This is a genomic window from Streptomyces sp. TSRI0281, from assembly GCF_001905125.1.
In the GTDB taxonomy this organism is placed as follows: Bacteria; Actinomycetota; Actinomycetes; order Streptomycetales; family Streptomycetaceae; genus Streptomyces.
Window position 1 is genome coordinate 362,370 of sequence record NZ_LWLE01000002.1, and the last position, 14,809, is coordinate 377,178.

The 14,809-nt window shown below is 69.4% G+C and carries 11 protein-coding genes and 1 pseudogene; 5 read left to right on the top strand and 7 right to left on the bottom strand.

The annotated features are described in order from the left end of the window. The first annotated feature begins 282 nt into the window (after nt 1-282). Both A6A29_RS08215 and A6A29_RS08220 read left to right on the top strand, forming a co-directional pair. Nucleotides 283-1,125: a nitrilase-related carbon-nitrogen hydrolase gene (locus A6A29_RS08215; RefSeq protein ID WP_073719304.1), complete on the top strand. Its 843-nt coding sequence runs from the start codon at nt 283-285 to the stop codon at nt 1,123-1,125. Beyond that, on the top strand, nt 1,122-2,405 hold the full coding sequence (locus tag A6A29_RS08220; RefSeq protein WP_073719305.1) for an aspartate aminotransferase family protein: 1,284 nt from the start codon (nt 1,122-1,124) through the stop codon (nt 2,403-2,405). The genes A6A29_RS08215 and A6A29_RS08220 overlap by 4 nt, the downstream gene beginning before the upstream one ends. A gap of 118 nt (nt 2,406-2,523) precedes the next feature. On the opposite strand, the gene A6A29_RS08225 is transcribed toward A6A29_RS08220, so the two are convergent. Then, nucleotides 2,524-4,413 (bottom strand): alkaline phosphatase family protein, encoded by a 1,890-nt coding sequence (locus A6A29_RS08225; protein WP_079182630.1) that lies wholly within the window; start codon nt 4,411-4,413, stop codon nt 2,524-2,526. Nucleotides 4,414-4,905: 492 nt separating this feature from the next. Between A6A29_RS08225 and hydA the strand changes: the two genes are divergently transcribed. Then, the gene (gene hydA, locus A6A29_RS08230; RefSeq protein WP_073719306.1) at nt 4,906-6,297 is read left to right on the top strand and encodes a dihydropyrimidinase; all 1,392 of its coding nucleotides are present in this window, start codon (nt 4,906-4,908) and stop codon (nt 6,295-6,297) included. 203 nt (nt 6,298-6,500) lie between these two features. Here hydA and A6A29_RS46315 read toward each other — a convergent pair whose 3' ends face one another. From A6A29_RS46315 to ccrA, 5 genes and pseudogenes are all read right to left on the bottom strand, one after another. After that, complete coding sequence (locus A6A29_RS46315) at nt 6,501-7,361, bottom strand: MFS transporter (protein ID WP_241838377.1); 861 nt, start codon at nt 7,359-7,361, stop codon at nt 6,501-6,503. Between the two features lie 11 nt (nt 7,362-7,372). Beyond that, a pseudogene (locus A6A29_RS46320) lies at nt 7,373-7,513 on the bottom strand (3-hydroxyacyl-CoA dehydrogenase NAD-binding domain-containing protein); the annotation flags it as partial. Continuing rightward, the gene (locus A6A29_RS47770) at nt 7,510-7,797 is read right to left on the bottom strand and encodes a 3-oxoacyl-[acyl-carrier-protein] synthase III C-terminal domain-containing protein (RefSeq protein ID WP_338012861.1); all 288 of its coding nucleotides are present in this window, start codon (nt 7,795-7,797) and stop codon (nt 7,510-7,512) included. The pseudogene A6A29_RS46320 and the gene A6A29_RS47770, both read right to left, overlap by 4 nt. Further along, nucleotides 7,728-8,510 (bottom strand): 3-oxoacyl-ACP synthase III family protein, encoded by a 783-nt coding sequence (locus A6A29_RS08245; RefSeq protein WP_338012860.1) that lies wholly within the window; start codon nt 8,508-8,510, stop codon nt 7,728-7,730. The genes A6A29_RS47770 and A6A29_RS08245 overlap by 70 nt, the downstream gene beginning before the upstream one ends. Next, nucleotides 8,510-9,790: a crotonyl-CoA carboxylase/reductase gene (gene ccrA / locus A6A29_RS08250; protein WP_073719308.1), complete on the bottom strand. Its 1,281-nt coding sequence runs from the start codon at nt 9,788-9,790 to the stop codon at nt 8,510-8,512. The genes A6A29_RS08245 and ccrA overlap by 1 nt, the downstream gene beginning before the upstream one ends. 1,090 nt (nt 9,791-10,880) lie before the next feature. On the opposite strand from ccrA, the gene A6A29_RS08255 reads away from it, so the two are divergent. Both A6A29_RS08255 and A6A29_RS08260 read left to right on the top strand, forming a co-directional pair. Beyond that, a complete protein-coding gene (locus tag A6A29_RS08255; RefSeq protein ID WP_073719309.1) occupies nt 10,881-11,882 on the top strand; it encodes a TIGR03842 family LLM class F420-dependent oxidoreductase in 1,002 nt (333 codons plus the stop codon). A 136-nt stretch (nt 11,883-12,018) separates the two neighbouring features. Beyond that, on the top strand, nt 12,019-13,545 hold the full coding sequence (locus A6A29_RS08260) for an NCS1 family nucleobase:cation symporter-1 (protein ID WP_073719310.1): 1,527 nt from the start codon (nt 12,019-12,021) through the stop codon (nt 13,543-13,545). 72 nt (nt 13,546-13,617) lie between these two features. Here the strand turns inward: A6A29_RS08260 and A6A29_RS08265 are convergent, their stop codons facing one another. Continuing rightward, complete coding sequence (locus A6A29_RS08265) at nt 13,618-14,385, bottom strand: hypothetical protein (protein ID WP_073719311.1); 768 nt, start codon at nt 14,383-14,385, stop codon at nt 13,618-13,620. Nucleotides 14,386-14,809: the final 424 nt, after the last annotated feature.

Here is a 14,809-nt window from a genome sequence, read left to right on the forward strand (position 1 = left end):
AGCGCACTCCAGCGCAAATCTCACCCGTCGTCGGGCGCTCCCCGGGGCTTTCCTCCGGATCGGACCGGGCGCGTATGCCGTGCCAGGCACCTGTTTCGACCGCGATCGACTGCCGGTCGGACCGGTGTGGACCGCTCGGGTGCGAAACATGATCGACTCCGCCGGTTCACGGCGATGGTCTTGCCCCGCCGTGTGGCGGGGCTTACGTTCTCCTCCAACGCAGATATCTACGTGCGTAGAAACGCGTAGAGGCTCTCGGACGCCGCGTCGAAGGAGCAACTCATGTCCCACGTCGTACGCGCCGCACTTGTCCAGGCGACCTGGACCGGCGACACCGAATCCATGATCGCCAAGCATGAGGAGCATGCGCGCGAGGCCGCCCGGCAGGGGGCACAGGTCATCGGGTTCCAGGAGGTGTTCAACGCCCCCTACTTCTGCCAGGTGCAGGAGCCCGAGCACTACCGCTGGGCCGAGGCGGTGCCCGACGGGCCGACCGTCCAGCGGATGCGGGACCTGGCCCGCGAGACCGGCATGGTGATCGTCGTGCCGGTCTTCGAGGTCGAGCAGAGCGGCTTCTACTACAACACCGCGGCGGTGATCGACGCCGACGGCTCGTACCTCGGCAAGTACCGCAAGCACCACATCCCGCAGGTCAAGGGCTTCTGGGAGAAGTACTACTTCAAGCCCGGGAACGTCGGCTGGCCCGTCTTCGACACCGCCGTGGGCAAGGTCGGCGTCTATATCTGCTACGACCGGCACTTCCCCGAGGGGTGGCGCCAACTAGGTCTCAACGGAGCTCAGTTGGTCTACAACCCGTCGGCCACCTCGCGCGGCCTCTCCAGCCATCTCTGGCAGCTGGAACAGCCCGCGTCCGCCGTCGCCAACGAGTACTTCATCGCCGCGATCAACCGGGTCGGCCAGGAGGAGTACGGCGACAACGACTTCTACGGCACGAGCTACTTCGTCGACCCGCGCGGTCAGTTCGTCGGCGAGGTCGCCAGCGACAAGGAGGAGGAACTCCTGGTCAGGGACCTCGACTTCGACCTGATCGAGGAGGTCCGCCAGCAGTGGGCGTTCTACCGGGACCGCAGGCCGGACGCGTACGACGGGCTGGTGGAGCCGTGACCGGACTGCACGAGCGGCATCTGGCGGTCAGCCCGGACTGGCTGGCGCTCTACTACCGGCGGCCCCTGGAGCTCACCCACGGCGAGGGTCGTCATGTCTGGGACGCCGACGGCAACCGGTATCTCGACTTCTTCGGCGGCATCCTCACCACCATGACCGCCCATGCCCTGCCCGAGGTCACCAAGGCGGTGGCCGAGCAGGCAGCGCGCATCATTCACTCCTCGACGCTCTATCTCAACCGCCCGATGGTGGAGCTCGCCGAGCGTGTCGCCACGCTCTCCGGCATCCCCGACGCCCGGGTCTTCTTCACCACGTCGGGCACCGAGGCCAACGACACCGCGCTGCTGCTCGCCACCGCGTACCGCCGGTCCAACCAGGTACTCGCGATGCGCAACAGCTACCACGGACGGTCGTTCTCGGCGGTCTCCATCACGGGCAACCACGCCTGGTCGCCCACGAGTCTGTCACCGCTGCAGACCCTGTACGTCCACGGTGGCGTCCGCAGTCGCGGTCCGTACGCCGAACTGAGCGACGCGCAGTTCATCAAGGCGTGCGTCGCCGATCTGGAGGACCTGCTCGGGCACACCCGGGAGGCCGCCGCGCTGATCGCCGAACCCATCCAGGGCGTCGGCGGCTTCACCTCACCGCCCGACGGACTGTTCGCGGCGTTCCGTGAAGTCCTGGACCGGCACGGCATCCTGTGGATCTCCGACGAGGTGCAGACCGGGTGGGGCCGTACCGGCGACCACTTCTGGGGCTGGCAGGCGCACGGCGAGCACGGGCCGCCGGACATCCTCACCTTCGCCAAGGGGATCGGCAACGGCATGTCCATCGGCGGGGTCGTGGCCCGTGCCGAGGTCATGAACTGCCTGGACTCCAACTCCATTTCGACGTTCGGCGGCTCCCCGGTCACCATGGCCGCCGGGCTCGCCAACCTCTCGTACCTCCTGGAACACGACCTCCAGGGCAACGCGCGCCGGGTCGGCGGACTGCTCATCGAACGCCTCCGGGCGATCGGCGCGCGTTCGTCGTGCGTACGGGAAGTGCGCGGCCGGGGCCTCATGATCGGCATCGAACTGGTGAAGCCCGGCACCGACGAGGCGCATCCGGAGGCCGCGGCGGCCGTCCTGGAGGCGGCCCGTGAAGGCGGACTGCTCCTCGGGAAGGGCGGCGGCCACAGCACCAGCGTGCTGAGGATCGCACCGCCGCTGTCGCTGACGGTCGCCGAGGCGGAGGAGGGCGCCGCGATCCTGGCGGACGCCCTGCACGCGGCGGTCTGACCGGAACCGGAACCGGAACCGGAACGGGGGCCGGGCCGCGGGGTGCTGTTCACCCCGGGCCCGGCCCCCGTCCTGTGGGCCGTGGACCGGCCGTCCGTCGCCGTCCCCGGCGGCCGGCTCAGCCCCGGTGACCGGTGGGGCGGGTGAGGTCCAGGGAGCGGACCGGGTCGAGCTCGCCGTAGTAGGCGAGCTTCCCGGAGCGCACATCCGTGACCGTCAGCGTGGCCTCGGCGTTGCCCCGGCCCACGGTGGTCCGGAAGCGGAACGAGCCGTCCTTGCCCGTGCTGCCGGTCAGCTTCCGTACCTTGTCGCCGGAGACCAGCTCCGCCGTGACCTTCGCCCCGCGCACCGGCCTGCCGTCGGCGGTCTTCACCGCACCCTTGGCGACGACCGTCCACGGGGAGGCGGAACCCGGCCTGCCGAGCAGCTTGGTGTCCGCCGTCAGACGCGCGACCGCCAGCTGGGACGGCGGGTTGGGCTGGCCGAAGGCGACCTGGTCGACGGTCCAGAACGCGCTGTTTGTGCCGGTGTAGCGGAAGCTCAGCCGCGCGGTGCTCGCACCGGCCGGGACGTCGAGCTTCAGGCGCTCGACGGTGTTGGCGTTCGCCCGGTAGGACTTCACGAGCTGCGGAGCGCCGCCGTCGTAGGAGACGTACACATCGCCGGTCTGCGGTCCGTCGATACGGTAGTTCGTGGCGTACGAGACGTTCGCCGTCGCCGCACCGTTCAGCCGGTACGCGGGGCCGACCAGGGTCGAGTCGAACCGGCCGGCGTCGTGCGCCTTGTCGTCCCACTCGTCGGAGTCGGCGACCGCGAAGACGTCGCGGGCCCGGACGTTCGTCTCGCGGCCCTGTCCGAGTTCGGCGTTCGTCCAGAACTCGTCGGTCGCGAAGGACCAGCCGCGCCACTCGGTGACGCCGCCGGCCGGCATCCTCGCATTGTCGATGCTCCAGCCCTCGGGCGCGGTGTTCGTCCAGCCCTTGGTGCCGGTCGGGAGCCTCGTCTCGTCGGCCGGGGCCCGCAGCGAACCGCGCAGCGCGTCGAAGGCGTCCGGCTTCAGCGCGGCGAGCGCGGTGCCGTCCAGGTTCCAGGCGGGGTCCGTCGCGACGCCCTCGTGACGCAGGACGGTGGGAGCGATGTCGGTGATCTTGACGTCATGACGCACCGAACCGGGCTGGATGCCCTTGCCCCGGGCGATGACGAAAGTACCGCGCTCACCGGGGGAGTTGCCGCCGTGACCGCCGGTCGGGGTGTGACCGTGGTCGGCGGTGACGACGACCAGCCAGTCCTCCTTGGCGTACGTCGGCCGGGAGGTGACGGCGTTCAGCAGCCGGCCGATCTGGGTGTCGGCGACGCCGAGGGCCTTGAGGTACGCGTCGCTCGATGTCCCCGAGCTGTGACCGGCGCCGTCGACCTCGTCGAGGTGGACGAAGGTGGAGTCGGGGTTGCCGTGCGCGAGGTAGTCCTCGGCCTTGGCGGTGGTGCCCGCGTCATTGCCGCCAGGGAGACGAAGGTCGGTCCTGGCGCCGAAGACGATCTCGGGGATCGGGTTCCAGGTGCCGACGACCAGCGTGGACGTCGCCGGGTCGGCGCTCTCCAGACGGGTCGCGTAGTCGGGGTACTGCCCGTAGTTGGGCGCGGTGAAGTTGTTGTCCTTGACGTTGTGCTTGTCGGGCCAGACACCCGTGGCGATCGAGGACCAGCCCGCGCCGGAGACGGTCGGGGCCATGGGGTTGGCGAAGAGGTTGCTGCGTGCCGTCAGTCCGCCCGACATCAGCTTGTCGAGGTTGGGTACCGCCGCGCGGGCGAAGGTGTCGATCGAGGCGCCGTCGACACCGATGACGAGGGTCTTCGCCTGCTTCGTACCGGACGGCAGACCGGCGTACGGGGCGGCGGCGGGCGCGGCTCCGGACCCCTCGGCGTGGGCGGCTGTGGTGACCAGGGGCAGGGCGACGGCCGCGACGGTGGCAGCGGCCAGTGCGGTACGTGCGGAGCGCGATATGCGCACGTGATCCTCCGGGATCGGTCGGAAGGCACCGGACTTCGGGGCGTCCGGCGACGTGTCAGACGTTCGCCGCCCGGGGTGATCGCCTCACGCCCGTTGCGGGGCCGGCCGATGAACCGTACCCAACATGTGGACCAGACCCTTCATCATTTCGTTATCAATTTCCGTGACCGTGGCGGCAGTCGAGCCCGCCATGGCTGCCACGGCCATGTGCCCGGGTACACCGACGTATACGAGAGCGCCGCCGCGTCGGCCCGCCGACGGGAGCCGTGCCGTGCCGCGTCGCGCATTGGGCCGGTGGGGTGTCCCGGGCGGGAAACGGAAACGTCTTCATCGGTTGGCGGCAGCGGTATTGCCACAGTGGGCAACCCGCTTCTACGTTCTTCCTCACACACGTGTCTACGTGCGTAGACCCTTTCCGCCGCAGGGCGCACCGGACGTACCGAAGCGGCTCATGAGTGAAACCCCGGATCCGACGCGAATGGAGCAGACGCTATGGCACGCACTCTGATCACCGGTGGCCTGGTCATCACTGCCTCCGACGAACTGCACGTCGACGTGCTCGTCGACGGTGGCCGCGTCGTGGCCCTCGCCACCCCCGGCAGCCATGGGTGGACGGCCGACCATGTCATCGACGCAGCGGGCAAGTACGTGATCCCGGGCGGGGTCGACGCGCACACGCATATGGAGATGCCGTTCGGTGGCACGTTCGCCTCCGACACCTTCGAGACCGGCACGCGGGCCGCGGCCTGGGGCGGCACGACGACCATTATCGATTTCGCGATCCAGTCCAAGGGCGGGTCCCTCGGTGAGGGGCTCGACGCTTGGCATGAGAAAGCCGATGGAAAGTGTGCGATCGACTACGCGTTCCACATGATCATGTCCGATGTGAACGAGTCCTCGCTGAAGGAGATGGACACGCTCGTCTCGGCCGGGGTCACCTCGTTCAAGCTCTTCACCGCGTATCCGGGGGTGTTCCTCTCCGACGACGGCCAGATCCTCCGGGCCATGCAGCGCGCGGGCTCGAACGGCGCTCTGGTGATGACGCACGCGGAGAACGGCCTCGCCATCGACGTGCTGGTCGAACAGGCGCTGGCACGCGGCGAGCGGGACCCGCGGTACCACGGTGAAGTCCGCAAGGCACTCCTGGAGGCGGAGGCCACGCATCGGATGATCAAGCTGAGCCAGGTGGCGGGCTCTCCCCTCTACGTGGTGCACGTCTCGGCGCAGGAAGCGCTGGCCGAGCTGGCACGGGCCCGGGACGAGGGACTTCCCGTATTCGGTGAGACCTGTCCGCAGTACCTCTTCCTGTCGACCGACAACCTGGCGGAGCCCGAATTCGAAGGCGCCAAGTACGTCTGCTCCACACCGCTGCGCCCGAAGGAGCACCAGGCGGCCCTGTGGCGTGGACTGCGGACGAATGATCTGCAGGTGGTCTCCACGGACCACTGCCCGTTCTGCTTCAAGGGCCAGAAGGAGATGGGCCGGGGAGACTTCTCGAAGATCCCGAACGGTATGCCGGGTGTCGAGAACCGCATGGACCTGCTGCACCAGGCTGTTGTCGACGGGCACATCGGACGTCGGCGCTGGATCGAGATCGCCTGCGCCGCGCCGGCCCGGATGTTCGGCCTGTATCCGAAGAAGGGCACGATCGCACCGGGAGCCGACGCCGACATCGTCATCTACGACCCGCACGCCGAGCAGGTCATCTCGGCCGAGACGCACCACATGAACGTCGACTACTCGGCCTACGAGGGCAAGCGCGTGACGGGTCGGGTGGAGACGGTGCTCTCCCGCGGTGTTCCGGTGGTCGACAACCGCGACTACGTGGGTCACGCGGGCCATGGGACCTATGTGCCGCGCGGCATCTTCCGGGAGGCCAACTGAAGGAGCCGGTGGGCCACTTCGCTCTCGCCTGCGGCTGCTGAACCGCTTCGTCGCGGACTTCGGGGACCGGGACCGGGACCCGGACCCGGGCCGGGACCCGCCGGGCCTCCGGTCCCCGAAGTCGGGTGCGGGTCTCAGGACTTGGGCGAGAAGCGCAGCCGTGTGGCCGCCAGGGCGCCGAGGGCCAGCAGGACGACGGACACTCACAGGCCGGACAGGTGGTTGCCGGTGGCGTCTTCGGTATAGCCCATGATGTACGGGCCGACGAAGCCGCCGGTGATGCCGATGGTGTTGAGCAGTGCCAGGCCACCCGCGAGGGTCTTGCCGGCGAGCCGGGTGGCGGGGAAGTTGAACAGCAGGGGCTGGACGACGAACGCCAGGCCGGTGAAGCAGAAGCCGAGCAGGGCGACCACGGGACCGGCGACGGCGGCGACGATGAGACCGGTGAACATCATCAGCAGACCGGCCACCACGAAGTTGCGCGAGCGCCGGGGCGTGGTCGCGCGGGACGGTACCAGTACGGCGCCGACGGCCGCGGTGATCCAGGGCAGTCCGGTCAGCAGACCGATGGTGAACGGGGAGAGATCACCCCAGCTGCCGATGATGCCGGGCAGGAAGTAGACGACGGAGTACAGGGCGACCTGGTGCGTCCAGTTGGCGAAGATGGCCAGCAGCATCTGCTTGTCGCTCAGCAGCGTCAGCAGGGAACCGGAGGTGTTGCCGGCCGCCTCGGCGCCCTCGGTCTGTTCACGGGAGACCGCGTCCTTGACCAGCCGTGCCTCCTCCGCCGTCAGCCATGACGCCCGGTCCGGTCCGTCGGGCAGAAACCGGAAGATGACGAACGCCAGGAAGACACAGGGGATTCCCTCGATGAGGAACATCCGCTGCCAGCCGTGCCAGCCGCCGAACCCGTCCATCTCCATGAGCAGTCCGCCCAGCGGGTTGCCGACGACGCTGGCGATGGAGGCGCCGAGCAGAAGCAGTCCGATGGCCTTGCCGCGGGTCTCGGAGCGGAACCAGTAGGTGAAGTACAGCAGGATGCACGCGACCATCGGCGCGCCCACGGCCAAGAAGCGATCGACTCGGGCCGGGAGACGACCACCGTCACCTCCGGACCCGCTTTGGCACACACCTCGGCAATGCCCGAGCCCATCAGCCCGCAGCCGACGACGCCCACCCGGCTGATCTCCGGCGTTCCCTGCGCTGTCGTGATCATGCTGTCGTCCTCCAGTGAATGAGCCCGGCACCCAGAGACATGCCGCCGCCGAAACCGGCCAGCAGCACGAGGTCGCCGTCGTTGAACCGCTGCTGCCGGTTCGCCGCGTCGAGAGTGACGGCGATGGAGGCACTGCCCGTGTTTCCGTACTGTTCCAAGGTCCGGTGTGTGTGCGCGTCGGCCAGACCGCAGTGCTCCACCAGCCGCGAGAGCATCACTCCGTTGGGCTGATGCGGTACGAAGTGGTCGATCTGCTCCAGGCCGACGCCCGAGCGCGAGCACAGCTTGTCGAGGAACGGGGGGGAGGTTCGCCATCACGAAGTCCCTGACGCCACTTGCCGTCCATGCGGAAGAAGTGGCCGCCCTCCGCCAGCGTCGAGGCGGACGCCGGACGACGTGAGCCCCCCGCTTCGACATGTATCAGCTGATGGGCGTCGCCGCGTGAGCCCAACTCGAAGTCGAGGAAGCCGAAGGGCGACTCGACCTCCCCGAGGACCGCCGCGCCGGCCCCGTCACCCAGGAGGACGGCGGTCCGTCGATCGGAGAAGTCCAGGGACCGCGAGTACACGTCCGCACCGATGACCAGGGCATGACTCCCCGGACGCTGAGCGACCAGCGACCTCGCCAGGGCGAGACCGTAGACGAACCCACTGCACACGACGTTGATGTCGAAGCAGGCCGCACCGTAGGCGTCCAGCCCGCGCTGGACGTGGTAGGCCGTCGGCGGCTGGGGCGAGTCCGGAGTGGACGTCGACACGATGAGGTAGTCGATCTGCCCGGCGGACAGCCCCGCCTGCTCCAGGGCGCTCCGGGCCGCCCGCACGGCCAGGTCGGACGTGGCCTCGTCGGGGGCCGCGAACCGGCGGCCGAGGATCTGTGTCCGGCTCTCGATCCACTCCTCCGTCGTGCCCGCCCGCGCGGCGATCTCCTTGTTGGTGACCTCCTGGGCGGGCAGGTAGGAGCCCGTGCCGAGAATTCCTGTGCGCGTCCCGCTCATCACAGCCCTCGCAGCGGGTTGAGCGCGGCGACGCCGATCCTCTCCCGCAGACCGGGGTCGGTGACCCCCAGGCCCTCCCGCGGGGCCTGGCACAGGACCGCGACCTTGCCGATGTGCTGGTTCGTCTGCACCAGACGGGCCGCCTCGCCCACGTCCTCCAGGCGGTACACGGAGGACATCACGGGATTGATCTTTCCGAGGGAGACGAGCCGGTTGAGCTCGGACTGCTCCTGCAGATTGGCCGCGTGACTGCCCACGATCCGCTTGGAGTTCATCCGGAGATAGCGGTTGTCGTACGTGTGCTGGTAGCCGGTGCTCGACCCGCAGGTCACGATCGTGCCGCCGCGACGGACGGCGAACACCGAGATACCGAAGGTGGAGCGCCCCACGTAGTCGAACGCCACATGGGGGTCCTCGCCCACCTCCCGCCGGATCGCCCGCCCCAGACGCTTGCCCTGCTCGATGACGTCCTCGGGCGTTGTGGGCTCCGTCAGCCCCAGTTCGTTCCGGTTGATGATCACGTCGCAGCCGAGCGCCTGAAGCGCCTTCGCCTTGCGCTCCGAACTCACCACACCGACGGGGATGCCGCCCGCCTCCCGCACCAGCTGCACCGCGAACGCGCCGAGCCCGCCGGTCGCACCCCAGATCAGGACGACGTCCCCCAGCTTGATCCGGGCACCCTTGTCACTGATCAGCATGCGGTACGACGTGGCGGCCGTGAGCATGACGCTCGCGGACTCCTCCCACGTCAGATGGCCCGGCTTGGGCAGGACCTGGTTGGCCTTGACCACGGCGTAGTGGGCCAGGCCACCGAAGTTCGTCTCGTACCCCCAGGCGCGCTGCTCGGCGCCGAGCATGGCATCGGCGTGCGTGGCGGGCTCATGGTCGTCGACCTGGATGCAGCTGACGACGACGTGATCGCCGGAGTTCCACCGCCGGACCGCGGCCCCCGCACGCACGACGACCCCCGAGGCATCGGAGCCGACGACGTGGTGCGGCTGATCGTGCCGGGCGGCGAACCCACCCTGCCGGCCGAAGCGTCGCAGGAACGCGAAAGTCGGCACGGGCTCGAAGGTGGCCGACCAGATGGTGTTGTAGTTGATCGAGCTGGCCATGACCGCGACCAGCACCTCGTCCGGGGCCAGCTCCGGCATCGGCACCTGCCCCACGTGTAGGGAGGTGCGCACGTCCTTGTCACGGACGTTCTCGAACATTCCCACGTCCTCGGCCCTCAAGTACGCGGCGGTGTACTGATCTGGAACCTCGGTCAGAGAATCCATCGTGATCCATTCTCGTGTGATCGGGGCCGGCCGGTCGATTCGCGAACGGCCCGGGGAAAGGGACATGACCCCTGCGCCGGCATACGGCGCCCACCACGCAGACCGCGACTCGGCCCGGCACGGTGGGCGCTACGCGGCCGAACTCGGCAGGGAACATGCGGCAGGTACTGCTGCGTTCGACGCGATGCCGCCCCCTCCCCTCCTATCCGATCTCGTGTCCCGCCCGGCTGCGGTCACCCTGAGCAGCGGAAGAACCACGAACGGCCCAAGCGTCCCCACAACGTAACGACGGCGATCCCACCGCCCAGTCATCGCTGGGCCTGCGGCCCGCACGGAACATGCGATTACCGTGTTGTTACTGCGCCCCGGCGGACCGACGGAGGTGAACCCCGCGCCACGACGGCGGCGAACCCCGCGCCACGACGGAAGTGAACCGCGCGCACGTCGGCGGTGGGGCCCCGGCCACCGACGGCGAGCACCCCGCCACGACGCCGGCACGGGCCCCTTCGCGCTCGAAACTCCCAGGGGAGATTCCCACTCGCAGTCGATATCGAGCCATCCCCGCCGAGCCCGTCCTCGGGCGGCCGAACCGGGTCGGACCGGGTCGGACCGGCCGCGCCGGGCGGTCGCCGCCGTATACAGGAGCTGCCCGCTTCGCTTCGCGAGGGGTCACCGGCGATCAGTGGGAACGTGCGGGGGGACCTCTTCCCAAAACCTTGGAAGCAGTCCAGAATCGGCCCCCCGCGACTCGCTTTCGGAGCGTCGTCGCACAAGGTTCGGCACGGCATGATGTGGAAGGATCTTCCCGAGCACATCACCCAAGGGCCGCGCTCCCGGAGCCTCACCGGAGTGCGCCCGAGTACCTGAAGGCCGGAGTACGGGAGAGGGCGGTATGCGCACCGGGCGACGACGACGGCACACCGCTTCCGCCCCCGCACGGGCTGCCGGACCCGCACCTCACCGGAGAGGCCGGGACAGCGCCTTCCCGGGGTGAAGTCGTCATCCACGGGCGGAAGTTCACGGGCCGTACCGGTCTCGGCAGGCACCCCGCCCGTGCCATATGTCAGCACCTGGACTAGGAGAACCCGGCATGGACTTCGGACTCGTCCTCCAGACCGACCCGCCCGCCTCGACGGTGGTCGGTCTCATGCGCCGTGCCGAACGCAACGGCTTCCGCTACGGCTGGACCTTCGACTCGGCGGTGCTCTGGCAGGAGCCGTTCGTCATCTACAGCAGCATCCTGGAGCACACCGAGCGGCTGATCGTCGGCCCGATGGTCACCAACCCGGGCACCCGTACATGGGAGGTCACCGCCTCCACCTTCGCCACCCTCAACGACATGTACGGCAACCGCACCGTCTGTGGCATCGGGCGCGGCGACTCCGCGATGCGCGTCGCGGGCCGCAAACCCAACACCCTGGCCCGCCTCGCCGAGGCGATGGACGTCATCCGTGATCTGGCGGAGGGCCGGGAGGCCACCGTCGACGGCCGGCCGATCCAGATCCCGTGGGTGAAGGACGGCAGCCTGCCGGTCTGGATGGGGGCGTACGGTCCCAAGGCGCTGGCCCTGGCCGGCCGGAAGGCCGACGGGTTCATCCTCCAGCTCGCCGACCCGTTCCTCACCGAGTGGATGATCAAGGCGGTACGGCAGGCGGCGGCCGACGCGGGCCGCGACCCGGACTCGGTCACCATCTGCGTCGCCGCTCCCGCCTATGTGAGCGACGACCTCGACCACGCCCGCGAGCAGTGCCGGTGGTTCGGCGGCATGGTCGGCAACCACGTCGCCGACCTGGTGTCCCGCTACGGCGAGCATTCCGGCCTGGTCCCCGAGGCCCTCACCGCGTACATCTCCGGGCGGTCCGGCTACGACTACAGCCATCACGGCCGCACCGGCAACCCGGACACGGCGTTCGTGCCGGACGAGATCGTCGACCGGTTCTGTCTGCTGGGACCCGCCGGAGCGCACATCGAGAAGCTCCGGGTCCTGCGCGACCTGGGAGTCGACCAGTTCGCCGTGTACAACATGCACGACGCACGCGAGGCGACGATCGACGCCTACGGCTCCGAGATCATCCCGGCCCTGTCGACCTGACCGGCACACCCGGCCACCACCCCCGCCCCGCCCCGCCGCACCCGACCCCCGCCCCCGCGCGCAGGTCACCCTGCCCCCCGCGTAGACCCGAACCAGCCCCGCACGGCACCGCTCCCGAGCGAAGGGTCCAGCCGCCATGACCGCAACCGTCCCACCCACCCCACCGCAGGACCCGATACCCGCCCCGTCCGATCGTGTCGAACTCGCCCACGGCTACGTTCCCGACGACCCCCGCTTCGCCAACGCCGACCTCCTGCCCGTCCCCCTGGAGCGGCGCACCTGGACGACGTACAACTTCGCGGCCCTCTGGATCGGCATGGCCCACAACATCCCGTCCTGGCTGCTCGCCTCCGGTCTGGTGGCGCTCGGCATGGACTGGAAACAGGCCGTGTTCACGATCGCGCTGGCCAACCTGATCGTGCTCGCGCCGATGCTGCTCACCGGGCACGCCGGACCCAAGTACGGCATCCCCTTCCCGGTGCTGGCCCGTGCCTCCTTCGGGCTGCGCGGCGCCAATCTGCCCGCCCTGATCCGGGCGGCCGTCGCCTGCGCCTGGTTCGGCATCCAGACCTGGATCGGCGGCGTCGGCGTCTTCACCCTGCTCGGCAAGATCTTCGGTGGCTGGGCGAAGGCCGGCGAGATCGGCGGCCAGCCATGGACGCTGTGGCTCTGCTTCGTCCTCTTCTGGGCGCTCGAACTCGCCATCATCCACCGGGGGATGGACACCCTGCGCCGGTTCGAGAACTGGGCGGCTCCGTTCGTCCTCGTCGGCGCCGTCGTCCTGCTGGTGTGGGTCGCCGTCAAGGCGGGCGGCTTCGGTCCGCTGCTGGACCAGCCCTCCGCGCTCGGCTGGGGCAAGGACTTCTGGCCGGTCTTCTTCCCGTCCCTGATGGGCATGATCGCCTTCTGGTCCACGCTCTCGCTGAACATCCCCGACTTCACCCGCTTCGCCGCGGGCCAACGCGCCCAGGTCCGCGGTCAGTCGCTCGGCCTGCCGACCACCATGACCTTCTTCGCCCTGCTGTCGGTCTTCGTCACCTCCGGCTCGCAGGCCGTGTACGGGGTGGCCGTCTGGGACCCGGTCCAGCTCGTCGCCAAGACCGACAACGTGTTCGGGCTGCTCTTCGGGCTGATCACGGTCCTCATCGCGACGATCTCGGTGAACATCGCGGCGAACGTCGTCTCACCCGCGTACGACCTGGCGAACCTCGCGCCGAAGGTCATCAACTTCCGTACCGGCGCCCTGATCACGGGTGTCGTCGGCGTCCTCATCATGCCGTGGAAACTCACCGAGACCCCCGAGCTGTACATCTTCACCTGGCTCGGACTGGTCGGCGGACTCCTCGGTACGGTGGCGGGCATTCTGATCGCCGACTACTGGATCATCCGCCGCACCGTGCTGGACCTCGCGGACCTCTACCGGCCCGGCGGACGCTACTGGTACACCAACGGCTGGAACTGGCGGGCCGTCGCCGCCTTCGCCGTCGGCGGTGTCCTGGCCGTGGGCGGCTCCCACTCGGCACCCGGCAAGGGCCCCTTCCCGTCCGACGGGCTGATCCCGTTCCTGAAACCGCTCGCCGACTACGGCTGGGCGGTAGGACTGGCCTCGTCGCTCGTGCTGTACGCGGTGCTCAGCCGGGGGGATCGCACCCCACGGGGGTGAGGGGGCCCCCAGGGGCGAAGGGGCGGGACCGGGCCGGCGGCCGGAGTCGGGGGCCGGCCCGGAACAGCACGGTCAGACGGGCGAGGTCGTCCGCCCCAGCAGGGCGTTGACATCCACCGTCTCGTCCGCCGGGGGAGTGGCCGTGGGCACCGGCTTGTCGAAGGCGGAGAAGCCCACGACCGCGTCCGCGGACGGGCCCTTCACGGTGAGCCGCACCGGATAGGGCTTGCCCTCGGTGGCCACGTACAACGTGAGTGTGTCGTCGTTCCTGGTCCGGATCAGCGGGATGACGGGGGAACCGGCGAGCCGCGTCTCCTTGCCCTTGACCAGGGTCCCCCGGTCGGAGCCGGTCTTCGCGTTGTCGGAGATCAGCCGGCGGAAGGTGTCGAGATCGCATGCCCTGGTCACATCGCCCAGCCTCGGGTCGGTGGCCGAAGCCTTGATGTACCGGCCGGCGACGATGGCCTCGAAGGCCGAGCCGCCGATCGGCACCTGGTTCTTCCAGAACGCCGAGTCCGGCTTCAGCCACACCGTGTCGCCGCGCTTGACGATCTTCAAGGAGCCTTCGTCGTTGCCGAGGTCGACGCCGCCCGCGCAGTTGCCGTCCCGGTCGAGGACGAGATCCAGCGTCATCGGCGAGTCCGCCCTGCCGAGGTCGCCACGCGTCTTCAGGTGCAGGGAGTGCACCCCGAGAAGCGCGTCACGGGAACGGTCGGCGATCTGCTGTGCGCTGAGCGAGCCGATGTCGTCATCGGCGTGCGCCACGGCGCCGCTGGTGAGGGTGAGTGCGACGACTGCCGCGCCTGCGGCCGTGCGTGCGGCCATGCGGTGACGGGTCACGTGGCCTCCTTCGAAAGGGCCCGTCGAGGGCCGTTCAGGGTGCGCGATCCGTGTGATCCGTGATGTCGAGCGTACGCCCGCGGGGTGAGGAGCGCGCGACGGTGTGTACGGAGGGTGAAGCCTGGCGAGGTTTTCGCTCACGCACGGTGGGGGAGAGCTCTCCGGAGGCTGATACGGCCTGGAAGGAAACGGCCTGGAAGGAAACGGCCTCCGGGAAACGGCCCCGGGGAAACGGCCTCGAAGGAAACAGCCTCCGGGGAACGGCCTTCGGGAAGCGGTCCCGGCGGAAGCCGGAGCCGCGGTCCGGGGCGTATCGGTTCGGGCCGGAGAGATCCGGACGCATCCGTGTCACGGCAGCCCGCGGCCCGCCGTGCGAAACGCTTGAGCGGGTGCCCCCCGCTTCGTTACCCTCCAGTAAGTTCGT